At 38.1% G+C, this 23,988-nt stretch carries 19 protein-coding genes and 1 pseudogene; 5 read left to right on the top strand and 15 right to left on the bottom strand.

The window, feature by feature from the left end:
- Positions 1 to 4: 4 nt before the first annotated feature.
- The 10 genes from cas1c to SPD89_RS09005 all read right to left on the bottom strand — a co-directional run bounded on the left by cas1c (position 5) and on the right by SPD89_RS09005 (position 12,593).
- Positions 5 to 1,036, bottom strand: coding sequence for a type I-C CRISPR-associated endonuclease Cas1c (cas1c, locus tag SPD89_RS09050; protein ID WP_336261629.1), 1,032 nt, complete (start codon positions 1,034 to 1,036; stop codon positions 5 to 7).
- Positions 1,033 to 1,692, bottom strand: a complete 660-nt coding sequence (gene cas4, locus SPD89_RS09045) for a CRISPR-associated protein Cas4 (protein WP_336261689.1) — start codon at positions 1,690 to 1,692, stop codon at positions 1,033 to 1,035. Before cas4 ends, cas1c begins: the two co-directional genes overlap by 4 nt.
- A complete protein-coding gene (gene cas7c, locus SPD89_RS09040; protein WP_336261628.1) occupies positions 1,679 to 2,554 on the bottom strand; it encodes a type I-C CRISPR-associated protein Cas7/Csd2 in 876 nt (291 codons plus the stop codon). Before cas7c ends, cas4 begins: the two co-directional genes overlap by 14 nt.
- Positions 2,535 to 4,433 carry a type I-C CRISPR-associated protein Cas8c/Csd1 gene (cas8c, locus tag SPD89_RS09035; RefSeq protein WP_336261627.1) on the bottom strand — a complete coding sequence of 633 codons (1,899 nt, stop codon included), beginning with the start codon at positions 4,431 to 4,433 and terminating at the stop codon, positions 2,535 to 2,537. The genes cas7c and cas8c overlap by 20 nt, the downstream gene beginning before the upstream one ends.
- Before the next feature lie 2 nt (positions 4,434 to 4,435).
- Positions 4,436 to 5,155, bottom strand: coding sequence for a type I-C CRISPR-associated protein Cas5c (cas5c, locus tag SPD89_RS09030; RefSeq protein WP_336261626.1), 720 nt, complete (start codon positions 5,153 to 5,155; stop codon positions 4,436 to 4,438).
- Between the two features lie 13 nt (positions 5,156 to 5,168).
- Positions 5,169 to 7,532, bottom strand: coding sequence for a CRISPR-associated helicase Cas3' (cas3, locus tag SPD89_RS09025; RefSeq protein WP_336261625.1), 2,364 nt, complete (start codon positions 7,530 to 7,532; stop codon positions 5,169 to 5,171).
- Positions 7,533 to 9,287: 1,755 nt separating this feature from the next.
- Complete coding sequence (locus tag SPD89_RS09020; RefSeq protein ID WP_336261624.1) at positions 9,288 to 10,094, bottom strand: transposase; 807 nt, start codon at positions 10,092 to 10,094, stop codon at positions 9,288 to 9,290.
- A 255-nt stretch (positions 10,095 to 10,349) separates the two neighbouring features.
- Complete coding sequence (locus tag SPD89_RS09015) at positions 10,350 to 10,553, bottom strand: hypothetical protein (RefSeq protein WP_336261623.1); 204 nt, start codon at positions 10,551 to 10,553, stop codon at positions 10,350 to 10,352.
- Between the two features lie 59 nt (positions 10,554 to 10,612).
- Positions 10,613 to 10,882 (bottom strand): hypothetical protein, encoded by a 270-nt coding sequence (locus SPD89_RS09010; RefSeq protein ID WP_336261622.1) that lies wholly within the window; start codon positions 10,880 to 10,882, stop codon positions 10,613 to 10,615.
- Between the two features lie 706 nt (positions 10,883 to 11,588).
- Positions 11,589 to 12,593: an Rpn family recombination-promoting nuclease/putative transposase gene (locus tag SPD89_RS09005; RefSeq protein ID WP_336261621.1), complete on the bottom strand. Its 1,005-nt coding sequence runs from the start codon at positions 12,591 to 12,593 to the stop codon at positions 11,589 to 11,591.
- A 1,344-nt stretch (positions 12,594 to 13,937) separates the two neighbouring features.
- Between SPD89_RS09005 and SPD89_RS09000 the strand changes: the two genes are divergently transcribed.
- Complete coding sequence (locus tag SPD89_RS09000; RefSeq protein ID WP_336261620.1) at positions 13,938 to 14,099, top strand: hypothetical protein; 162 nt, start codon at positions 13,938 to 13,940, stop codon at positions 14,097 to 14,099.
- Positions 14,100 to 14,153: 54 nt separating this feature from the next.
- Here the strand turns inward: SPD89_RS09000 and SPD89_RS08995 are convergent, their stop codons facing one another.
- From SPD89_RS08995 to SPD89_RS08980, 4 genes are read right to left on the bottom strand one after another with little or no spacing between them, the layout of a single operon-like run.
- Positions 14,154 to 15,071, bottom strand: a complete 918-nt coding sequence (locus SPD89_RS08995; RefSeq protein WP_336261619.1) for a ferrochelatase — start codon at positions 15,069 to 15,071, stop codon at positions 14,154 to 14,156.
- Between the two features lie 4 nt (positions 15,072 to 15,075).
- Positions 15,076 to 16,080, bottom strand: coding sequence for an ABC transporter substrate-binding protein (locus SPD89_RS08990; RefSeq protein ID WP_336261618.1), 1,005 nt, complete (start codon positions 16,078 to 16,080; stop codon positions 15,076 to 15,078).
- On the bottom strand, positions 16,071 to 16,871 hold the full coding sequence (locus tag SPD89_RS08985) for an ABC transporter ATP-binding protein (RefSeq protein ID WP_336261617.1): 801 nt from the start codon (positions 16,869 to 16,871) through the stop codon (positions 16,071 to 16,073). The genes SPD89_RS08990 and SPD89_RS08985 overlap by 10 nt, the downstream gene beginning before the upstream one ends.
- Positions 16,868 to 17,776 (bottom strand): FecCD family ABC transporter permease, encoded by a 909-nt coding sequence (locus tag SPD89_RS08980; RefSeq protein ID WP_336261616.1) that lies wholly within the window; start codon positions 17,774 to 17,776, stop codon positions 16,868 to 16,870. Before SPD89_RS08980 ends, SPD89_RS08985 begins: the two co-directional genes overlap by 4 nt.
- Before the next feature lie 398 nt (positions 17,777 to 18,174).
- Here SPD89_RS08980 and SPD89_RS08975 point away from each other — a divergent pair, with 398 nt between their 5' ends.
- The 4 genes and pseudogenes from SPD89_RS08975 to SPD89_RS08960 all read left to right on the top strand — a co-directional run bounded on the left by SPD89_RS08975 (position 18,175) and on the right by SPD89_RS08960 (position 22,791).
- Positions 18,175 to 19,188, top strand: a complete 1,014-nt coding sequence (locus tag SPD89_RS08975; protein ID WP_336261615.1) for an ABC transporter substrate-binding protein — start codon at positions 18,175 to 18,177, stop codon at positions 19,186 to 19,188.
- Positions 19,181 to 20,998 carry an iron chelate uptake ABC transporter family permease subunit gene (locus tag SPD89_RS08970; RefSeq protein ID WP_336261614.1) on the top strand — a complete coding sequence of 606 codons (1,818 nt, stop codon included), beginning with the start codon at positions 19,181 to 19,183 and terminating at the stop codon, positions 20,996 to 20,998. Before SPD89_RS08975 ends, SPD89_RS08970 begins: the two co-directional genes overlap by 8 nt.
- Positions 20,982 to 21,491 carry a pyridoxamine 5'-phosphate oxidase family protein gene (locus SPD89_RS08965; RefSeq protein ID WP_336261613.1) on the top strand — a complete coding sequence of 170 codons (510 nt, stop codon included), beginning with the start codon at positions 20,982 to 20,984 and terminating at the stop codon, positions 21,489 to 21,491. The genes SPD89_RS08970 and SPD89_RS08965 overlap by 17 nt, the downstream gene beginning before the upstream one ends.
- 234 nt (positions 21,492 to 21,725) lie before the next feature.
- Positions 21,726 to 22,791 (top strand): annotated as a pseudogene (locus SPD89_RS08960) (IS630 family transposase).
- 397 nt (positions 22,792 to 23,188) lie between these two features.
- Here the strand turns inward: SPD89_RS08960 and SPD89_RS08955 are convergent.
- On the bottom strand, positions 23,189 to 23,959 hold the full coding sequence (locus SPD89_RS08955) for an ISL3 family transposase (protein WP_336261688.1): 771 nt from the start codon (positions 23,957 to 23,959) through the stop codon (positions 23,189 to 23,191).
- Positions 23,960 to 23,988: the final 29 nt, after the last annotated feature.

Here is a 23,988-nt window from a genome sequence, read left to right as displayed (position 1 = left end):
TCACCTACCTAAGTAAAATTGGAGGATATGCATCAAGGTCTCCCCTTAAAAATCTGGCTAATAATAATGCTTGCACATGCGGGATCAACCCCCAGGAAATTTTTTCTTTTAAATACGGATGGGTGATTTCAGACTCCTTGTTTTCCTGCCATAGCTGCAAGAATTTTCTTCTCGCATCATCTTTAAGGATGACAGCACCATTTTCTTTAATTACAAAATCCTTAGCATGCATCTGCTTTCTATTTACGATCTTTAAAACAAATCGGTCTGCAATCAATGGTCGCAACTCTTCCATGACATCTAAAGCAAGAGAAGTTCTCCCCGGCCGGTCACGATGCAAAAAACCTACATACGAATCAAGTCCGACCCCTTCTAGAGCAGCCGCTGTTTCCGATGCCAGTAAAGAATACGAAAAAGACAGTAAGGCATTTATTCGGTCTAATGGCGGTCTCCGGTTACGATGCGAGAATGTGAAATCTTCTTTATTCTGCAGAATGCATTCGTTAAAAACGCTGTAATACACACTTGCTGCGTTTCCTTCGATTCCTCTTAAATCTTCTAAATCATTGCAAGCAAGTACGTGTTGTCTGGCTTTTGCAAGTCTACTAATCGCATGTTTAATCCGCTCCGAATTTACGCGCAATCCATGATCTCTCCATGTACGGTTTAACAGTTGCTCACTGTTAAAGATTTTCCCGACAATCATATGTCTAGCTATACGTAAACTTTCATCTTCTGAGTCGGAAATTCTATATTGTTTTTTTCGCAGTAAAACATTGCCATTCAACTCTCCCGTCAGCCGTCCGCGAAACCTACCTGAGCTTGTGAAAAAAGTGAGACTGATATTTTGATCCATGCATTCAGCCATCAGTGCCGGGCTTGCTCCCTGGCGTCCAAAGGTGCAGATCGCCTGGATATTATGAAGCGGGATACGTGCGATCGAATCATTTTCTTTTATTAAGTTCAGATTTTTTCCTTTAAGAGCCAAATAGATATCAGGCTGAGACACGTAAACGGTATTCAGTAATTTTTTCATTCCGCCAACATCCTATTCATGTACGCAGATACTTTTTCTCTTTCCAGCATTTCCGGCAAACAGATATCCCGTAATGAGCATCTTAAGCAATGTTTTCCAGTTTTTACCCTTGGAGTGTACTTTCTACCATAGTAATGATGCATTTCTTTTATCATTTCTTTTGTTCTTTTCCTGAGATCATCTGTGATAGGCACTGGTTCCCTTCGTTTGATTTCATGATAGTAGAGTGCCGCTTCCTCAATCACTGTGCCGAGCATTTCCTCCAGGCACAGTGATTGGGTAGCCAGTTGCAAAATATCGGCGGCATGCTTTTTGGGTTTTCCTTTTTTATACTCTACTGGTTTTACGCGATACAGTCCTTCCTCTTTATCTAAAGGAATCCCATCTTCATCTCTCGTAAATTCCACCATATCGCAGATGCCACTGATACCAAGCGAGCTTGAATGAATAGGGAGCGCACGGACAAAAATGGTATCTCCCCTTTTTTCGCGTACGAAAGGGTCGTCTGCCTTTTCATGGAGTGCATTTCCTTCTACCGTCAATACATTCTCGGCCCACTCCTGCTCTACATGAATAAGAGCCCACTGCCGCTTGCAGAATTCAAAGTGCTGAATCCCTGAAAGCATCAGATAATCTTGTTCGTTATAGCCCGTCATGCTCTTCAACCGGAAGACCTTCCAGCTCGTCCACATTAATCTTGTAATTTTCAATAGACTGTGGAAGATTGTCTTCTACCTTTTCCACGTGTACTGTCCGATGAACTTTCGCCGAAGAATACTTTCCTAATTTCGAATCATGTTCCCACCAGAATACTTTATTTACTTCCATGCTGCCATCCGGACGTGCGGAAGATGAATCGTTTGCAAAAAGTGTCTTTAATGCTTCTTTCAGTTTCTGTGCATCTTCATAAGTGAATCCAGTGCGTTCAGCAAGCTGCGGGTTAATGCTTCCGTAAAATACATATACACCAAAATCTACTCGATGTTTCATCCCCATCGTGTCGGATGTTTTTTGACCTGGATCTTTTGTATTCGTGGTTGAATTTACGCTCTTTGTTATCTGCATACTAGATATGTCGACAGGCTCAACACTCGTTGCAGTATGAATGGATACCGGACCGCGGATACCGATGGACATTTTGGTACCTTTAAATGCAAAAACTTGACCAAAAGCACGTACATCATACCATGTGCTGCTAGCTATCATTTCTGCTGATTCTTCGTCCGCTCCTGTCGCTTTCGACTTTGTTAGTAATTTTTTCAGTTCCTCTACTGAATCTACTCTATCTTTAATACTGCGGAATGCGTCCGTTCTTCTTTCATCCGATTGAACAAGGATTGCTTCCCCATCATCCTGCAGCCTATTGCGCAGCTTCCGCTTAATCGCTACATCAGATACCTCACCATATCCTAAAAAGTCCTGGCGCGGACGGTTACCATTTAACGGATCTCCGTTTGGATTCGCTTTATCTACTGTGAATACTACTGCAAAATCAATTTTATTCTGCAATACTGTCATTTTCTTTTTCCTCCTTCTTTGTATATAAACGTTGAATTTGACTGCTGTACCCCATTAAGAAAACTGGACTGAGCGGAGCGTCGGTCATATTCTCCACTGTTAGCCTATCTTCTATTTGCTGAATGAGCATCGCATAATAACCTGTTAGACCCCCGGAACGCTGAAAATATGGATTTAGCTGCTTCCGGATTACCATCCAGGTACGGGCAGGATGCTGAGAAAAGGCATTAAAATATCTGGTAGCATTCGTTGCCCTGTCTTCATTTCTTTCTTTCAGCTGTCTTTGCTCCATCACTTCCGCAATACCTAACAATCTTCCAAATAAATAATCTCTTGATGAATTCTCTTCCTGTAACGCCACGGTAAATCCCTCCTTCTCGTATTGCTTCTTAATTAGTGCGCATGCAATGTTTAAAACGGAATTCCATTGTCCTAATCCCTCAAAGCTAAATGGATTTTTCACTCTATTAAACAGCGTCTGAACGATATCTTTCGGGATCGCTTTCTTTTCTGTGATACTTGGAAGCAACCTTGTATATAACTCTTTCTTCATCCTTGGATCTCCATTCCTTCCATAGACAGCTTCTGCAATCTGATGGGTAGAGGGAGCACCATAAAATGAAACCCATTTATTTCCATTTTTAAAACGCATTTGCCAGCTGCACGTACGATGCCAATGGGCAAGTGCTTCATAATATAAATCTGCACTTTGTTCCTGATAGTAAACAATCGCGAGCCTGCCTGGTGTTGCAGCATCCACGGACATAATGATAATATTTTCCAAAGCATTTTCTTTCAGTTCATGCCTTTTTCCTTGCAGTGCCTTATTTAATTCCTCTGCGACAATTTCTTCGGTATAAATTGGTGTTTTAGCATCTTCATCCATTTCTGCGGAGAAAAAATCAAATAAGTGATTTGCTGTTCCTTCAAGCGGATCGGCTACCTCTGCTTCCTCCACACCAAATGAAACAAAGTAGCGCGAATCAACATAAGTCCCCTGTCTTTGCAAGAGCCAGCGCAGCGCATGATGTGCTTTTTGAGACACATCGTAGCCAATTTGCACTGCCTCGGTTGGTTTCGCAAATCTCCCGCGGTATGTGTAACCACTACCGTCATTGGCAGAAATCAGTTTCGACATGTCCCCGGCATTTCGGATCCGGGAGCCATGTTGTGTGGTCAGTAACGTTTCCTCACCTGTAACATAGCAGTAGCCTTTTTCCATCTCCGCAATTGTTTCCTGGTATTCGATATAGTCATTGAACAATTTTTTATCTTCCCAAACAACCGGATCATCTGCATTGTCATGAAGCACATCAAATCGGACAAAAGCAGTTAGAATGTCACCAAGCACCACTTTATAAATCAATGGCTTTTCCTCGGCTGAAGTCCACTTTGTGATCACTTCATTGTTACTGTCTGCCGGAATTATTTTTTCATTGATAAGATCTTCAATCACGTTTCCTTTTTTAATATATTGATAGATTGCCTGCACTTTTTTCGGTGCATTCGGGGATTCTGCCCATCCTTTCATTTGCTTAAGGTAATCTTGATGATGTTTTTCACGCTTTTCCTCTCCTGTGTACGCTACATAATCGCCAGCAACGTAAAACAGTTTGTCATGGATATAGTGAGGTGCACTCGAGTTACTGCGGTTCGCCGACGCTGAGGTAGCAGGCACAATCGTCCGCGCATTCTCTTTCTCAATAACTTTCGCATTCACAAATTCTCCATCTCTATTAATTAAAATTTCAATTTGTGCACTCTGCATGACGTGAGAAACAGGGAGCAACGTTATCCGCTGATTCCGTCTTTCTTCAAACTCTCCGACATGGGATATATTATTGTCATACACCTTTCTTAATTGCTGCATCCAACTCATTTTCACACCTCCCTGAACATCTCTTTATATTCTTGATCTACATCTGTGAAATTTTCTCCTTTGGTAAATTGTTTCATAGAGCCTTTTCGGACATCCCGGATGATCTCGCACTCATCTGGGCGTTTGAAGCAAATGATTCCGTCCTTCATGGTCGGTACCCAAATTCTTGCTTGCAGCGTTTCCTGATCCCCTTCATCTGGATAAGTAAATCCATGGAACATCGGGCCAAAACTTACTTCGCCATAACCGTCATAAAAACTTTCACCTTCACCAAACGTGCACTCCTCTACATACCCTTGGCATTCACGTGTTCCGAGAAACACATCACGCCGCCCACCTTTTTTCACCGCTCGCTTAGCGATGTTATGGTGTTTGTGCTCATTTCTGTCATAGGCAAGATCAGGTCGGTTTTCATTGAATTCAAAATGGGCTCGCACTTGGTACACAGGCTCTCGCAAGTAGGTGTAGTACATTAAATCATTGTCACTGTTCTGATATTTGATGGGGCGAACCCCCTTCACTTCCGTCTGGATTGGGTTCATCACACGTACTTCATCGATATACCAGGTTAGAGTCGGCTTCCAGTACACCGATTCAACGATTCCCTTTAAAGCCTGGTAGGTCGGGATCTGATACGTGAATTTCTCCCCGCCAATCCGAGTCACAGGATCAGTGAACAAGGCATATTTTCCATGAACAACAAATTCAATCTGGTTCCTCATCGGTATCACCTCCTTAAAAGTTATAATCCATCATCGAACCTTCTCCATCAATCGTGACACCGAAATCTTCATCATACGCCCGTTCCGTCAGACAATAAATCGAATTGTCGTAAAGGGGTGCGAGCAAGTTATTTTGACTGAGTTTCTGTATTTCATAATCAAAGAGATTTACGGAATATTGCTGTGCCTGTTTCATAATGTTGCTAAACTCTTTGATGTCGAGGTCTTGGTTGAGTGAAGCAATAATATCCTTGCCTTCTTCATCATGAGGTACAATTACAGATGTAGTGGGCGATTCAATCGCTTCAAAATATTTTTCTACTGTCTTAAACATCCCTCTGGAAATTGTGTTTGTCCTCCGCGCGTTAGGGTGTGACCCATCCAGATGTTCGATAAGCGGGTAATCCAATGGCTGTGGCACAACTTTTATCTCGCGGCCTGCCTGAGCATCAAAATGTCTGAAATAGGTCTGTATTGCCCGCGGGCTTAGATAATTGTCGTCAAATTCTTCATTATTCAAGATATAATTTGCCAGCACTTCTCCGCCGATTCGAATTTCGGGCAGTCTTGAAAGATTTTCTTCTGCGGAGCGGATGATATAAACTTTGCCTTCTTCTCGCTCCCCATTTCGGTTGCAGCGACCGGCCGCTTGAGCAATCGAATCGAGTCCCGCCTGGGAGCGGATTACGGATTCAAAGCTGATATCTACGCCGGCTTCAATCAGTTGTGTGCTGACACAGATGATCCGTTCTTTACCCAGTTTGTCCCGTATCTTATCCAGCTTCTCTGTTCGGTGCGCCGGGCACATCGAGGTACTGAGATGATAGACATCCGCTATATTCAATTCTTCCAGCAGCTGATAAAGCTTCCGTACTTCTGACTTTGTGTTTAAAATGATTAAAAGTGATTGGTGTTCTGCCATGACTTCTTCCGTAAATGATGCTATTTTTTCGAGATTCCAGCCACCTTTGTCCACTTTATTAATGATTGACACTCTTTTAAATGCATCTACGGTCCTCACAAGATCTGGTACAATTTCTGCAGTTTCCTCGAGATGTATTTTATATTTCATCTCAGCTACTTCCGGCTGTGTTGCTGTACAAAGCAGAATACTACTATTTCCGACCATTTGGAGAAAATTCATTGCTGTATTAAACAGATGGAAATGTTTGTAAGGAACGGACTGTACTTCATCCACGATAATTACGCTATTCGTAAGATGATGGAGACGCCGGCTTTTTCTCGTTCCTTTTTGAAAAAAGGCATCCAGAAACTGTACCATTGTCGTAAAGATAATCGGATAATCCCAGTTATCTCGGCCAAGCTGCAGTTGCTTATGAAATGCCTCTTGATAATAATCCGGTTCATTATCCAAATCGCTTTCATCAATGACATTGGCATGATGCTCGAGGACGGCTTCTGGCTGTTTGATAATATTGCGGACGGCTGCTGCATTTTGTTCCAGAATGGTTGTGTAAGGAACTACATAAATAATTCGTTCTTTTTTATGCCGTATAGCATGTTTTAAGGCGTAACGGAGGCTTGCAAAGGTCTTTCCGCCGCCAGTGGGAATCGATAAGGTCATAATGGTTGATGGTTCATCTGCTCTTCTACCGCAACTTTCAGACATCTCATTACGCAGCTTGTTAATGGGATGAACTGCCGTACTCCATTCGTTCACTTGGTTCATGAGGTTGCTGTACCCTTCTTCAAATACGTCCGAATGGTCAAAGACAGTTGCCTCCATAGCCTCTTCAAAACAGCGGGTATCGGTACGATCAGCATCGATCAAGCAACTGAACACCAGCTTTTGCATGTAATTTAAGTGAATGGTTCGTTCGTTTCCATTTAGGTGTTTAATCCGCTCCATAAATTCCTGGACTTCCTTCTTAGCTGCTTCAATCAATTGTGTTACTCTATCTACATTTCCAGGTATAGCTTCAAAGTTGGATACTACCTCCTGAAAGTATGGTAAATCAGCATTTGTCACACGGCGGATATAATCCGATTGGCTCGTATCGGTCTGAATAAAATTCTGAAGGCCGGAGTGGTGGGATAAAATAGCCATCCCTACCGTTTCCACTACAAGATTTTGCAAGGGATCTCTCCCATAATAGTTTTCATATAAATATTTTGCTCCTGCGGTGGAATGATCAAGCTTGGTGCTAGCCACATCATCGTAGAGCACCGCATTTCTTATGTAGGTGGTAAAGGCTTCCGTGTACTTTCCCATATCATGGAGAAAACCAGATAATTCAGTATGAGCAGCTAGCGCTACCGGTTCACCATATCTCCTTGCAAGCCAGGCAACGCCTTTAAGATGATCTTGAACTGTTTGGATTTCATGATCACTTTTACGGATATGTGCTATGAACAAAGGACACCCTCCTTTATGTTTACATTAGTTTTCCATATTTTTATTATATAATAAAACGCTCACAAAAAATTGTATACCTTGGAAGTTATAATAAAAATTTACTAGACTACCAGAAATAAAGAAAAAATCCTCATTACTTTACAGCATACCTTAAGTCCCGAGTAATTTCTACTATTATTTGGTTTATACGACTTTTTTATGCCTATAAAGACCTAAAGTTGTTATATTTTGGTTGAGATACAGATGTTGAAGGATTTATGAAGTTTCATTTTCTGTACCAGAGTCCCTACATAGAACATATAGTTTCAGTGATAAATTATTACTGTTAAAATTCAATCATGAAGGTTCGTTATACGAGTTAAAAAAAACCCTGAAGAACCTTTTCTTTAACCCATTAGATGAGTTTTTACGTTCCCTATTTCGGAAGCCGACTCAGAAGTCAAAAGGTCGAAAAAAATATAACCGGTAGGAAGAATTCAAGCACATTGTAAGCCAATTTGAAGAAGGAAAGGTGTAACATCTTAACAACTTAACTTACAATCCATTAATATTTAATAAACAATTATAAATAACCTGAAATTGTGGATAAGAGCTACCTTTTATATCCCAACTGTCTTTTTTTCATAATAGATGGAAATTAATATATGGATTCTCACCAGCAGAGGCTTTTACTTAGCATGCGTTTCAAAAAATATCGGAAAGTTGTTCTTGGTGTTATAGCAGTCTGCTTAGTTTTATTGATGGGGGATACGGACTACTTGCAGGAGTTGTAGATAAAAGTGGCTGTTATAAACTAAGTGGTTCCGGTCACCATGATTTATTACACATAAAAAACTAGAACTGATAATCTCTGTTGATTAAAAGTCCTAGCTTTTAAATAAGTATAAATTCAACAATTTTGGTGAGAATTCGATAAATCCATGCTTTGTAATATACTAATCTTCTGTCGTACCAGCTATCTCATCTATGACAAATAGGAATTCACTTACCCTTCCTTCAATGATTGTTCGCCATTTAGGTGTAATACTACTCTACTCTTCTCCCCAGTCTTCATTTATATAACGATAAGCTTCAATCAATAATTTTGTGGATGATTTTTTACAGCCTGACACCATTGAAAAAATTTTATGCAACACTAATGAAAAAGTGCTCCAAACTTTGGTAGAATAGGATTTGATACAGTCCAAACAACCAAGGAAGGGAGCACCTTATGGTGAATAATTATAACACATTTAATATTATAATACATCGCACTCTTAGTGTCCAAGTTCATTTGGGGGCTTATGAGTATTAGTTACTCATGCGAGGAAATGGAAACTAAAGTTAAGTAGTACATTTATCCGATATCCAAATTGGTTGAAAATGGTAGAACGAATGCGTCAACTAGAGTAATTATCCACAATTGAATATTTTTTGAATTTTTCCCACTATTGGGGAGGAGGAAAGTATATGCTTTTTTAGGGACAAATTATAAATTATGAGAAAAATAAGATTGATTTTTAGAATTCAACCTGAAAAGGCCTGTGGGTGGAGTTATCCACAGTTCGAAATGCAGGATAATGTTGATAGATATCAAAATAACTTTTTTGGTGATTTTTCCTTTTTTAAAAATACTTTTTGAAAGAAATAAGCACTAATTGCACGCACTACTCCCTTTAATACTTCTCTAAAAAATGCCTAGTAGAGCCTATCTCTCCACCAGGCTTTCAATGACGTCTAACCTTTTTATCCGCTCTCTTGATATTAGCTTTTAGATTATAGTTGTTTTCTCAATTTTTCTATTTCTTCCATCGTTAACTTGGTCGTTCTTTTAATAATTTCTATGGAGACCTCTTCTTTTAACATTTCCAGTGCAACTTCTTTCCTACCTTTTTCGAGACCTTCCTTTAAACCTTCTCTACGTCCTTTCTCTCTCCCCTTTTCTTCATAAGAAATAGGAAGATTAAATATTTCCTCTGCCTCATCAAATTCCCTTACCAACTTCACAAATCTCTCCTCCTCTTCCTCCGTTAATGTTAAATATGCTTCGAAAAAACCATATATTAAGCGCTGATCAGCTTCGTTCAATTGCAAACGCCAAAGCATTCGCATAAACTCTACCTTCACTTGCACACGCTCTTCATCTTTAAACCCCATTTTACTAAGTAGTGCTGCCACAACAGGATTATCTTTTCTCAGATATTCTCGCCAATTCATCTTCTTCAAATGTAAGGTATGATAACGAAAATATAAATAGGTTGTGTCCAAAACGTTGATACTAAAATCATTTTTTTCCCAATTCTCTTCATAACTAAACACCACAATTGGAATAATCGGCTTTTGATATTCATTATACAGGAAACTATAATATTGAAACATCCGCCTGTGAAAATCCTGCTGAACAGAGCTTTGCGGTTCAATATGTATAATAATGATCGCTCCTGTATCCTTTAGTTTTGTTTCAACGACAATATCAAGTCTTCTCGAACTGCCTTTAATAACATCCGTAAAAACTTCTCCAGATAGGGAGCTTACCGATTCTACATCAATTTGTTCATAAATATACGGAAAAAAAGCTTCCATAAAATCCTTAAAAAAATAACGAATTAACTGTTTAAACAACAAATCATGATTCGTATAGCTCCGAGACCCCTCCAACTAAATGAATATTCGGACTACTCTCATTAAAACTATACCTCACTTTTTCCAGCACCCTCATTATACCACACCCCAAATTAAAATATGCGTTGCGACTTTTGTTAATTCTATAGTATCATAAAATAACGAAGGGAACAAGAGTTCCGTCAAATTATTCCTTATTAGATTTACACTTATCTGCTAATCAAAACCACCAGTGTGAACTGGTGGTTTATCTCTATTCAATAATAGTTGTAATCTTGGAAGAGAATATCCAATATAAAGAGGCGTTTCAACAGCGGCAATTGATATAGGCATTAGAAATAATGCAATTGTAACTGCCCAAATAGGCAAAGGCTGGAACAGCGTTTCAGGAGATAACCCTCCATAAAAGATAAAGCCCATTCCGTAAATACCAATCCCTCCAACAACAAGCCCAAGGACACCATATTATAGTGCAAGTCCTATATCCTTCCACCATCGCTCCTTCTTAAATCAATAAATTGTAGATACTTAATTCCCTCTCGCTTTAACAACCAAATTAAAATGGCAAATGTGATAATGCTTGCAAATATTGCTTGATATACCCACCAATTTATAGCTTCATCCCAAGGATTTTGAACTTCTTGGATTGAAAAATAGGTAGTAAATATAAATGCAAACAAGATAAAAAGTATAGTTCTAAATGCAAGAGCAAAAACAACAAGAGAACCACGTACTTTACTTGAATCCATTACATATCTCCTTTAAGCACCTTTTTATTTAGGCATCTGTCCCATTTTTATCATTTAATATTTTCTATAAATTCAGTTTACACTGAAACACTTAATTAAGTAAGTTCTTTTTACAATGAAACACCCCTTTAGACAAAATATCCAAAGGGGCAAAACGGTGCAATTTTTTTATAAACGGTACGACTTTTATTTCAAAGCCACATAAGGGGTGATGGTATAAAGCCTGTGCAGAGGGTGAAGTTTTTTTCTTTACCAGCTAAAGGATCGAACATCATGCAGGTAGGTTCGTTTGCACCTCCGAGACTTAGACCAGAGATAGTGGCTCCAGCCGCTTGGGAAATGAACTGAGCTCGGCACGTCTCCTTTTAACACTATCCTTTGCACAAACCATTCTTAATAGTAAGTACTAATCCGGACGCAAGGGACTCCCAGACCGTGCACTTTTCCAGTGAGTAGTAGGAAAGGAATTATACTTATCTGCTAAAAAAATAAAAATCTCCTCAGTGATTAATTTTCAGCTTTATCACTGAGGGGATTTCTATAAGCGTTATTTTGTTCGATTCTTTAAACGTTTTATCAACTTATCCATCTTTGTACAGCTATAATGCGTCTTAAAAGCATCTCTAGTATCTCGTTGCCTAACCACATCATAAGATTAAAAAAACGTCAAAATCTTATTTAGATCAGATGCCCCCTCAAAAGGAAATTACTTCTCCATTTCCTCCGCAATTTTCTCTATTTCCTTCCTCGATAATCCTGTCAGCTTTTCAATTAAATGCAATTCCATACCTTCTTTTAAAGCATTTTTAACTACGGATATCTTGCCTTCCTTGATACCTTCCTTAATGCCTACCTTAACGCCTTCTTCTCGCCAGCTTTCAGCTAATGTCATCACAAGTTCGCTCCCTTCCGGATAGGTGGTTTCAACTTTCTCCACAATTTCATCAGTATCTTCCCGTGTTAAATTCTTTGCTGCGCTAAATATATAGCGCATGAACGTTTCGAAATACTCCACACCCGTCTGCTTATCTTCTAATTCCTGCAAATACATAATCGCCTTATCAATAGTCTTCAGCAATTCTTGAACGTTCTTTGCCTTTTGTACATCTCGAAACATCATAAATAATATTTGGACACGAGCCTCGCCTTTTATTTCTTCATCCTTATAGTTCGTTATATCATATACCAAATATGCATATTCTGGGACAAATTTTCGAATACCCGGGGGAAAATATCCATATCCTGATATCATTCCACCGAGCGTTTTTTCTCTATTCCACGGTGTTAAACCATGATAGATCAAAAGGGGAATGACCAGTGGTACCTGATCCATTTTCTCCTTTTTCATCTTTGTACTCCAGATTTTCGTCATATATTTTAGCAATTGAAAGACAACAGTTTTATCTGGGTAGCTTTTATGTTCAAATAAAAAGTAAATATACCCTTTCCGACCATCTATGTCTGCACTAAAAAGTAGATCAGAAAAGCCTTCCTCTAGCTCCTTATTAATAAAACTATCTTTTTCAGGTTTTAATGTGGCTATATCTAAGATTTCCGTTACATCTGGTGGCAAATAATGAAGCAAAAAACTTTTAGTTACCTCCACATGACTGAATGTTTCTTTGAAGAACTTATCATGGGGATGTTCAATTTTCTTATGCGTCGAAAGGGAATAGCGTGAAACATCTTCTTTAACTATCGTACTAGTCAAGTTATCACTTCCTTTGGGGATAATTAGAAAGGTTGGACCAGGGGGCACCACATAATATACCTGTTTTTCATGAGCAATACATAAATAAGGAACATTAACAAAACAGTGTGCTCCCATAAATGTTTTAGCGACTTTTACTATTCTATTTGCAATTATAGCATAATTCTTGACAATTGAAATAACAATTGTTTACTAATATAGTTCATGATAGGTTTCTTATAAAAATGTTTCAAAATAACTCGTAGATTCCTGCCTGCCGTCACATTTCTAGTTACTGTGTTTATTTTTAGACTTATTTTCAGCGTAAGATTTTATACATTTTCTAAGCTGCTATTTTCACTCAAATTACCGACTCAACCCTTCATCAGCCTTTAACATCTTCTTCAATGTTTATTCCAATCCTTTCACCGTCATAAATCTTTCAATCTTGGCTGATGATAATAAATCACTATTGGAGCGTGTTCAAAAAGCCACTATTTTTTCTACAAAATAAAAATGCACCTATAGCCAAATATGGTAAATGGAGACACAACAAACAAAATAACCAATTTGCGAGGTGCATTATCATGGAATTACAATTGGAACTAATTCCTTTTCACTGTTATAACACACTCGGCTTCGATCCGGAACTAATAGATTACATTGATCATGTCGATGATTCTATTGTCATCGAAAAAATAAAACCACTATATAAGGATGGCGGTCGTCCTCCTGTTGATCCAAGGACATATTTCAGGATGCATTATCTATACTTTACACTGCCGGAAATTTCGTCTTTTCGAGAACTATGCAGGTAATTAAAACAACCTAAAAATCAGGCATGGCGTAATTTCATCGGCACACCAAATATAAATGATCTCCCTGTATATAGTAGTCTTTAGTCATTTTCGGAAGTATGTGACACCGGAACTGTTTTATGAGATCTAGTTTGATCTTATACGCCAGGCATTAAAAGTAGACAATTTTCTACAACCGACCTTATCTGGTATCGACTCTAGACCAGTATATGCACATGTGAATGGCTATAAAAAGAAACGCTGAATTGCGAGGACAAGGAAACCTGTGATTGTGAAAAAACATATTCTGATCCTGATGCAAAAGTTGGTGTACAACGGAATAAAGCCAATCAGAATAAGTTCTTTATTATATATCGCAAGCATTCTATTACTTGTCCTAAGCCATCGGGACCTATTGTTCTACTATCGATTATTCTTCCGCCAGATACTGCTGACATTGATGTGCTTTTACCACTGGTTGAAAAGCTCAATCAAATTGGCGATGTAAAGGTAAGACTACCTGGTAGCTGATCTGGGTTATTTCAGTCAAGAAGATCAGGCTGCATCATTGATAGAACACGATGTCGCTGTAGTGACCGATTTTAAGTCGATTAAAGAGATGATGGAAATAGGTAGGGGCGCTACTGATGCGGTGAAAGGTTATAAACAGTCGATACAGAGGAAAGCGCAAGATGATGAAAAGTTGAGACGGATGTTGGAGGAAAATTAAACATAAAAACTTCCAATAAAATATAGATAATAACATAGTAAACAACCCTCGTTATTACGAGGGCTGTCTTATTTCCTCTAATACATGATTCGTTAGCACATTCATAAAATCATCACTGTCATTTAAATATTCTGTTTGAACAAATTCCATCCCTAACAAATGAGCAAGACGCATGCCATCACGACCAACTTCTTGTATTGCTTCTGCATTTTTTATAATCGATAAAAGCTCACAAACAACAACCGCCTTCTTTCCTTCTTTTGCTAAACTTCTGATTACATCTAAAATATCTGGCTTAAGCCACGCCTCACCAGGACTAGCACTACGATAAGCAAGGCGATACGATTGATACGGAACTCTCTTGATTATTTCACTGGCCATATTTTTATATTGGCGAATAAAGTCCTTCTGCGTTGTACGATCACCTGGCATACTATGAGAAGTAAAAACGATTTCCGCATCCCCTTTTATGTTTTTCGGCAGCCAATCTATCGCATCGTTTAGACGATCAGCTAGAAGATGAATAAGTGATTCATTAGTATAAAGAACCGGGATATTTGTTACGGATACCCGGTCCTTTCCATGTTTATTTATCGCTTTTACAACCATTTTTCCATAAACATGCGTTCCTGTTTTTGAATACAACGGAGTTAGGGAGACTGTATATAGCTTGCGATTCCCATCCTTTACACATTGTTCAACAGCATCTTCTACAAATGGATATGTATGCTTATTTGCAATATAGTATTTCCACTCTTCCTTCGTATCTTGTTTTAGCCTGCGACAAAGAGAGCGTCCAATCCGATTTGTAGTAGAGGCCAACGGATCACATGTCCCAATAGATCGGAATAAATGATACCCTTTTTCCACCATTTCTTTCGATGCATTTCCATATGTTACATGATCATAAAAAGCAGTAATATCATCCATCGAACGAATCGTTCCGTAACTAAATATCATTAACCCATTCATTGCATTACTCCTTTTCTTCATAAATCCAGTCTACCATAAGTCGTAATCCTTCAATCACTTGTGTATTTGGATTCATTAAATATTTCACTTCCAAGACCTTAAGATTCTTATTTTGCACGGCTTGTAATGAATCCCACCCCGGACTATTCATCAATTCCTCATGAGCTTCTTCACCATTTCCTTGAAAGTCAAGTAAAAATATATAGTCGGGATCCATCTTCATCACTTGTTCAACCGATGCTTTAGCACTATGATCCAGACCAATGGAATCAACTGCTGGCGTTGCACCTGCAAGTTGTATTAAGTCATATGAAATATTTCCCGGTCCCATCATAAATAGTCCTGTACCTGGTCCAACTTCAGATAAAACAAGTACACTTGGCGGATCCGTTTTTTCTGGAATGCTTTGTTGAATTGATGCAATTTCTTCTTCCATTTGTGCAACAAGTGCTTCAGCCTTACCTTCCTCTCCAATTGCTTTACCGATTATTGAGATATTCGTAAGCAAATCTTCTACTGTTTCCATCGTTGAAAAAGAAATGATTGGCACATCCACTTGACTTAAAATAGTGTCCGCATCTTCTTCCTGTCCATGCAGTTTCGTTAATAATAATAGATCTGCATCGTAAGACAATATCTCTTCCGGGTCAATATTGACAGCAGAAGCAATTCGGCTCGGAATGTCCTTAGCCTTTTCTGACTGTGTTGACAAATATTCATCATCAATCCCTTGAGTAATTGCCGCAATAATTTCCGTCTCTGTAAGCTCCAAAACGATTTCTGCAACGTCGAGTGACATTGGGATTATATTTTCTGGTTTTTCTTCAATTGTTATCTTTTTCCCATCCACTTCTACCGTAACAGGAAAATTAGTTTCATCCCTATCTTCTCTCTTTGCCTTAATTTCACTATCTTTATCGACGGCTTCCGAATTTCCTTCCTCTGTACAACCGGCTACTACTAATAAGATCCCTAATAAACAAAGGATCCACCTTCTTTTTATTCCCATAATCCCTTCCCCTTTCTATGAATGAATGGTGTTACTGTCATGGAGTTTGTTATATCATCCTTTCGAACTTTTGTATGTACACCATATGTTTGTTGTAAAGTATCCTCCTGGAGCACTTCTTCTGGAGTACCAAATAATGTCACTTCCCCTTTTTTGAGTAATATAAGCTTCGTACAATAACGGGCAGCTAAATTTAAATCGTGCAATACCATCATAATTGTTTTTCCTTTTTCACTTAGACGCTTCAATAAAGATAAAACCTGAAGCTGAAAATAAATATCTAACGCAGAAATAGGTTCATCAAGTATGAGCAAAGGCGTATCTTGCGCCAATGCCTTCGCAAGTAATACAAGTTGACGTTGACCACCAGATAAACGTAAAATAGAGTTTTCCGCTAAATGCCACGTATTCGTTTGCATCATCGCATTTTTTACAGCAAAAAAATCCTCCTCCATCCTCGTTTCAAATCGAGAACGATGCACATGTCGGCCCATATAAACAACTTCTTTTGCCTTAAAGTCGAAATCAATAAACGTATCTTGTGGTACATAGCTCAATAGTTTAGCTAACTCCCTTTGACGATACGATTTTATGTTCTGGTCAAAAATGCAAATAGTGCCATTCGTTATCGGATATATCGTTGCAATGGTTTTTAATAATGTTGATTTTCCACTTCCATTCGGACCGATTAAGCCTATTATTTCACCTTGTTTAACGTGAAATTGAATACTATGTAAAATCAGATTTTGTTTGATAGAAACATGAAGATTTTCTATTTTCATCACATTCATGCGCTCACCCCTTGGTTCGAACGTAATAGTAAAAAGATAAAAATTGGGGCACCAATAATTGAACAAACAACACCAACTTGTAATGTAATTGGTTCCAGGAGCATTCGTGAAACTAAATCAGCTAAAATAAGAAAAATTGCTCCGCCAAAAACGCTTGCAGGTAATAACAATTGATGATCTGGACCAAGGACAAGTCGCAACATATGCGGAACGACTAATCCGACAAAACCGATCACTCCACTAACTGCTACAGCGGAACCAGTCATTAGTGCAGTTAATAGCAAGATAAAATTTCTCGTTAACCGAATATTGATACCAGATGTTTTCGCATGTTCTTCCCCAAGTAACAGTACATTCAATTCTCTCCCAAATATCATCAAAACAACGGCACCTGCAACAATTGGAAATACAATGATCCACACATGCTCCCATGTTCTCGCTTCTAGACCACCTTGCAACCAATAAACGATACTTCTTAACTCTTGTTCATTTCTTGAAGCCGCAATAATGACATTCATAAATGCAGAGAAAAATGCATTCATCCCTATACCTAATAATAGAAGTATGACAACACTATTTTTTCTACTAACCTTCCAAACCAATAAAGTAACCCCTAAAGAAACAATCGCCCCAACAAAAGCAGCACTTGGAAGAAACCAAGGACTTACTGCAGACCAGCCGAAAAAAATGGCACAAACAGCACCGAGAGCAGCTCCACTTGAAACACCGATAAATCCAGGCTCGACAAGAGGATTTCGAAACAACCCTTGCATCGCAACTCCGCAGATAGATAAAGCTCCCCCCACCAACGCAGCTACAAGCACTCGAGGTAGCCGAACTTCGGTGATCACTGTCCACGCTTGTTCCGAATACGTCGCTTGTATGGGAATGTGAATCTTGTTCATCAAGACAATGTTGTTTGTTTAAAGGGAATTGTAATTGGACCGATCGAGATCGCTACTATGATAGTAAAGACTAAGGTTATCAAAAGTATTGATAAAATTAGTAACTGACGTTTGAAAAGTGATCGATGATTCATCCACATCCCCCTTATATCTCTATGCACCACTTTGGTCAAAGGCAATTTATTATTCTATTAAAACTATTTTGCCCAAGGTAAACAAATGTTTACTCATACATAATAATCAATTCAATTTTTGTTGTCAATGGAGAGGTGAGGTACCAATGGTCAAATCTAATTTTTTTTGGGGGTTATTGCCATTACTATTGACACTTTCAAGTAGATCATATATCATCATTAATTGATAATGATAATTATTATCAATTATAGAGGAGGAGCAATATGAGATCTTATAAATTACTTGCTATTTTTTTAGTCATTAGCCTCGTTCTGTTGGGTTGTAGTGAGAAGAACAAGGAAGAACTTCAATCTGAAGAAACAGCGTCTACAAGTTCGCCAGAGGAAAATCAGACAGAGGAATCGGAAGCGTTAACTCTTGAAAATGACGGAATTAATGAGGAGGAATTCAAAGAGGCTCTTGGCACTTTTCCTGATGAAATGAAAGAAAAAATTATCACGTCATCTGTACCAATTTCGGAAATATTATATGAATTAGATATTACACCTGTTGGTATTCCTACTTCACCATATGAATTGCCTGAAAAATTTAATGATATTCCTGAAATAGGTACGAGCATGACACCAGATATTGAAGTGATTACAAGTTTGGATGCTGACTTTTTCATAGGATCTGCATCTGTTAAAGAATCACTTGATGAACATTTAAAAAATATCGCCCTTGACACATCTTATTTGGGAACTGATAATTTTGATGACATAAAAATGGCGATTAAAGTATTGGGTACATATTTTGATAAAAAAGATAATATGAATGCCATGCTAGAAGATATCTTATTATGGGAAAATACTCTGATCGAAGAAGGGGCTTCCCTTGAGAAGCAAAAAGCACTTCTCTTAATTGGCACGTCTGATTCATTTATGGTCATGAACAATAATACATACTTAGGCAGTATCTTAAAAAGAACAAATATTGAGAATGTTGCAGAAACTGAATTCAAATCAGAAGAAACCTATGCAGCTATAAATATGGAAAATATTATCCAAGCAAATCCTGATGTGATATTTGTTTTAGCGTATGGAGATGCCGAAGATATTAAAAAAGAATTCTTGAATGAAATAGATAAAAACGAAGCATGGAAAAGCTTAGTTGCATATGAAAACGATGCTATTCAATTCTTAGATTATGACGTGTATGGTGTATCGTCGATTAAAAATATGGAAACCGCACTTACTGGAATAACTGAATTTTTAGAAGTGGCCGAAACAAATGAATAACAAGAAGTTCACAAAAAGAACGACTATTTTACTAATTTATATTCTTTTATTCTTTTCATTACTATTAGCTATTGCAGTTGGCAGTGTGTATATCCCTTTAAAAGAGGTTATCTCAAGTTTATTCTTAAACATGGATGATGTGAATCACACGATCATATTTGATGTCCGATTACCGAGAGTTTTAGTCGCCTTGATTATAGGGACAAATATTGCATTAGCAGGTGCATTGCTTCAGGCAGTTATGGGAAATCCATTAGCTGATCCAGGTTTAACCGGTGTGACAACAGGTGCTGCGATGTTTGTATTATTCATTATGCTTGTCATGCCGGAACATACGGCTCTTGTACCTATCGCAGCATTTTTCGGTGGTATTATCGCCGCAATTGGAGTGTACATTCTAGCTTGGCAAAATGGCAACCTAACCCCGATTCGAATTATACTTGCCGGGGTGGCGATCAATGCAATTTGTGGTGGAGTGATTGGATTTTTAACAATTATATACAGTGATCGGCTACCGTCAGCACTACAATGGTTAAATGGAAGCTTAGCAGCCAAAGGTATGGATTCCCTTTGGCCATTACTCCCCTACTCTATTATTGGCTGGATATTCGTTGTCTTATTTATCCGAAAAACAAATATTATTAGGCTTGGCGATGAGACAGCATCCAATTTAGGTGAAAATGTAAATGCTATTCGGATCATTCTATCATTAATTGCCGTTTTTCTGACAGCGATTTCTGTTGCAATTGTTGGTGTCATAGGTTTTGTCGGATTAATTGTCCCACATATGGGTCGATTGTTAGTCGGCTCAAATTATAAATACTTGATCCCGGTCAGTATGGGACTTGGAGCACTCACATTATTAATCGCTGATACAGTAGGAAGAACAGTATTTGCACCTCTTGATATACCTGCTGGAATCTTTATGGCAGTGATCGGCGGTCCGTATTTTTTTATATTTAATGAGAGGAAGAATAATTTGATGCTTAGTCTTCAATCCGTTTCTATAGATATGGAACAAAAAAGAATTATTGATAGCATGTCATTTGAAGTAAAAAAAGAAGAAATACTATCCATTATCGGCCCGAACGGTTCTGGTAAATCAACCCTGTTAAAAGGAATTTGCAAATATATTCCTCTGTCGCAAGGCAAAATCACGTTAAATAACGATAATATAGGAAAACTTTCCACCAAGCAAATAGCATTACAACTATGTATGTTAAGCCAAAAAAACACAGCACCAAATGATATGACGGTAAAGGAGCTTGTTTCATATGGACGATATCCACATAAAAAAATGTTTCAAAAACTGAATAAAGAAGATTATGAGATTATTAGATGGGCGATGGAGAAAACAAATATAGCTAAATTAAAAGAACGACGAATTGCTACATTATCTGGTGGAGAATCTCAAAGAGCTTGGATTGCTATGGCTTTAGCACAACATCCAAAAATCCTCTTTCTTGATGAACCGACCACTTTTCTTGATATTTCCCATCAACATGAAGTGCTAGAACTTGTAAAAGAACTAAACAAAGAGATGGGAATGACAGTTGTGATGGTGTTGCACGATTTAAATCAAGCATCAAAATACAGTGATCGGATTTTAGTCATGAATAAAGGTAAAAAAAGAATAATCGGAACACCGAAAGAAGTCTTAACGAAAAATATGATTCGTAATGTGTACGAAATGGAATCTGAAATTGAGCGAGCACCAAATGAATTGAAACCACGTATCCATTTAGTTTGCACGTGTAAACAACTACGCAATGAAAAAAGGAGAGAAATACAATATGGCAAAGAAAATTGATGTAGAGAAATATAAAAAAATGTATAAAGTATTTTTAAATAAAAAGCATACCGCTGTTATCAGTATGAAGGATAGGCAAGGAAATCCCTTCATCAGCTGTGCACCTTTTATATTAAAGGATAATGCTTTCTATATTTATATTAGTGAAGTAGCTGAGCACCATAACTATCTAGTAAATAACGAGCAAGTTGACGTCATGTTACTTGCAGATGAAGCAGAAACAATGAATCCTTTTGCAACCGAAAGAATTCGTTTTCGTTGCGAGCCTAAGGCAGTAGTGGATAATGAGGATATCTTTGTCGCATTTGATGAACAATTCAATCCGTCCCTCATGGGTATGTTGCGCAAACTTGATTTTACGATTTTCAAATTGTCTCCGGTAAGCGGAAGATATGTTGTTGGCTTCGGCTTGGCATTTGATACAAATATAGAAGGGTCTTCTTTCAGACATGTCACAGTTGATAAAGACAATAAAGAAGGACAACTAAATTAGCATAATTCCGGCTGCAATTTTAAAAAATACTATCCTAATTATGCCCCCCTTTCAGTCATTAGGATATTTAGATTTTTTATTTTATACGTTGCAGTCATTATTGGACCTCTCCCTATTACATGGGAGAGGTTATATATCTGGGCTTGCAAAAAATCGTGTAAATATATATATAAATGGTAAAAAAGGATTTCAAGAACTTTTGTCTAATTAATATAGGTAATAGATTCTTTACCTATGGAGGCGGACAAAGTGAAAAAAAATTATTCATATGACAATCTGAACCTTGAAATTCAAGCTGTTAAAAGAGCGATGGGAGATACAAAAGATTTTCGTTTATTTAAACGATATCAAGCAATTTTAAAGTATTTGAAAGAATAGTCGATATCCGAAATTGCTGATTTCATAGGATGTAGCGAGAAAACAATATATAATTACGTAAACGCATATAATTCAAATGGTTTGGCAGGATTAATTCCTGGTGTATCCCCAAGTCGTCCTCGCCTTCTAACAGGAGCAGGAGCAAGAAGTCTACGAGACAATAGTTGAAAAAAGCCAGTTGATTTTGATTTTCCTGCTGAAAAGAACTGAACCTCTTTTTTAATTCGTGATTGGATCGAGCAGACATATGATGTCACATTTTCAGATCGAGGTGTGCGAGCGTTGCTGCACCGTTTAGGATTAATTTATACAAGGCCAACATATACTTTGGCAAAAGCCGATGCTGAAAAACAGGAAGCATTCAAAAAAGAATTTGAAACTGCTAAAAAAATGAAGGGTGGCGAGATAGATCGAATTGTTCCAGGATGAATCCATGATTAGAGATTATCAAGCCATTGCTAAGACCTAGTTTCCAAAAGGGCAACAAAAAAAGATACCAACATATGGCAAGCATCATGATGTCAAATTAATTGGTACATTGGATTACGAAACTGGCGACATCTTTTGTATTGAAAGAGAACGGTATGACGCAAAAGAATTTCTATATTTTTTAGAGCAAGTAGTCAACCGCTATCCAGATGAAAAAATACTTATGGTTCTTGCTAACGCAAGAATTCATCACGCGAATCTAATTAAACCCTTCTTACAGGCACACTCCAAACAATTGGAGTTAATGTTTCTTCCGCCGTATAGTCCGGAACTGAATTTAATCGAAGGATTATGGGGCTGGTTAAAAAAATCAGTAATTTATAATGTATTCTATAAATCTGTTGATGAGATCCGTGAAGCCGTACAGTCCTTTATTTTAGAAATCAGCAAGTGTCCTGATACCATAGTTCGTAGGTTGTGTACTAAGTTTTAATTATTAAATTCCATTTATATAGAACATAAAAGGTTTTGCGACGTGACGGCTGGGAACTGTATAAAAAAACTGATCACTACTTTTATAGAAAAATGCGGGAAGATGGAAGTTATAAACATATAAAGATATCAATGGGGCGCAAGGAATACGAAAGAAATTCTGGAGAGAAATATTAAAAAAACAGTTAGAATGTGATCAAACATATTTTAATAGCAAGATTTAAGAAGTGGCGGATTTTAAACCGCTGCTTTTTATTTTAACTATAAAAAATTTGTTTCAGTAACAAATCACGGGATTATCGACAATAGTCGACATTAAAAGTTTATAATAATAGGCTGAATGTTTGTCGAAAAAAATTTAACAAGCCATTTGTTGTCCATTTTGTTTTAAACGTTTCTCAATAACAGTCTTGGTATTTCCTCCATTTGAGTTGGGCATTCTTTTCTTCCTTCATCCGCATCCGTGCCTGGATCGATTTGATGGAATAACCAAAACCTTGTTGATTCATCGTCCGAACCTGGTTGTTTTTCCCTTCCGTTTTGGCGTTAGATATGCGATGGATAAAGCGATTAAGGATTTCGGGCAACCAATTCCAGATCGTTTTCAGCAATTCCTGGAACGGTTCCAGGGAAAAAGCCAGGACCTTCTCTTCCCATTCAACCAAAAGTTCCAGTGCTTCTTCCAAATCGTCGCAACGATATAAAGCGCGAAGTTTTTGATGAAGGAAGATGGATTGTGCCAGTTCCGGAGATGCCTCTTCCCAATGTTTCAAGCTCTCCTGTTGCTCTTCTGTTAACTCTTCAGGCGATTCGGCAAGGAGCTCCTTGTCTTTTTTCAAGGCATCCCGCTGTTCCTTGCTTAACGATTTCTGAACATCTTTTCGAACATCGCTTAAAGCTTTTGTAGATGCCTGAATAACATGGAACGCATCAATAACTACAATGGTCTCAGGAGGTACCGCTTGGACTGCGGTTTTATAACCTCTCCACATATCGATTGCAACCGCCAGCACGTGTTCTGGTTGGGGTAATTCCTGAAGTAGCTTAATGACTTCATCTTTGCGCCTGCTTTCATGCATCAGAAACAATTGCGGACGCCACGGAATGGAGAGATCATACATGACGAGTCGGTATTTTCCTTTCCCCTTAGCCAAACTGATTTCATCCATTCCAATCAATGGGGAGTTGAACGTTCAGG

The organism is Pseudogracilibacillus sp. SO30301A (genome assembly GCF_037072025.1).
Taxonomy (GTDB): Bacteria; Bacillota; Bacilli; order Bacillales; family Amphibacillaceae; genus Pseudogracilibacillus.
The sequence above is the reverse complement of the archived record's forward strand: the minus strand, read 5'-3'. Positions and strand labels throughout refer to the sequence as shown.

Coding starts and splice junctions, on each gene's coding strand:
- cas1c (WP_336261629.1), bottom strand. CDS start 1,036: ATGAAAAAATTACTGAATACCGTTTACGTGTCTCAGCCTGATATCTAT.
- cas4 (WP_336261689.1), bottom strand. CDS start 1,692: ATGACGGGCTATAACGAACAAGATTATCTGATGCTTTCAGGGATTCAG.
- cas7c (WP_336261628.1), bottom strand. CDS start 2,554: ATGACAGTATTGCAGAATAAAATTGATTTTGCAGTAGTATTCACAGTA.
- cas8c (WP_336261627.1), bottom strand. CDS start 4,433: ATGAGTTGGATGCAGCAATTAAGAAAGGTGTATGACAATAATATATCC.
- cas5c (WP_336261626.1), bottom strand. CDS start 5,155: ATGAGGAACCAGATTGAATTTGTTGTTCATGGAAAATATGCCTTGTTC.
- SPD89_RS09020 (WP_336261624.1), bottom strand. CDS start 10,094: ATGGAAGCTTTTTTTCCGTATATTTATGAACAAATTGATGTAGAATCG.
- SPD89_RS09015 (WP_336261623.1), bottom strand. CDS start 10,553: ATGGGCTTTATCTTTTATGGAGGGTTATCTCCTGAAACGCTGTTCCAG.
- SPD89_RS09010 (WP_336261622.1), bottom strand. CDS start 10,882: ATGGATTCAAGTAAAGTACGTGGTTCTCTTGTTGTTTTTGCTCTTGCA.
- SPD89_RS08995 (WP_336261619.1), bottom strand. CDS start 15,071: ATGAATGGGTTAATGATATTTAGTTACGGAACGATTCGTTCGATGGAT.
- SPD89_RS08990 (WP_336261618.1), bottom strand. CDS start 16,080: ATGGGAATAAAAAGAAGGTGGATCCTTTGTTTATTAGGGATCTTATTA.
- SPD89_RS08985 (WP_336261617.1), bottom strand. CDS start 16,871: ATGAATGTGATGAAAATAGAAAATCTTCATGTTTCTATCAAACAAAAT.
- SPD89_RS08980 (WP_336261616.1), bottom strand. CDS start 17,776: ATGAACAAGATTCACATTCCCATACAAGCGACGTATTCGGAACAAGCG.
- SPD89_RS08975 (WP_336261615.1), top strand. CDS start 18,175: ATGAGATCTTATAAATTACTTGCTATTTTTTTAGTCATTAGCCTCGTT.
- SPD89_RS08970 (WP_336261614.1), top strand. CDS start 19,181: ATGAATAACAAGAAGTTCACAAAAAGAACGACTATTTTACTAATTTAT.
- SPD89_RS08965 (WP_336261613.1), top strand. CDS start 20,982: ATGGCAAAGAAAATTGATGTAGAGAAATATAAAAAAATGTATAAAGTA.
- SPD89_RS08955 (WP_336261688.1), bottom strand. CDS start 23,959: ATGGATGAAATCAGTTTGGCTAAGGGGAAAGGAAAATACCGACTCGTC.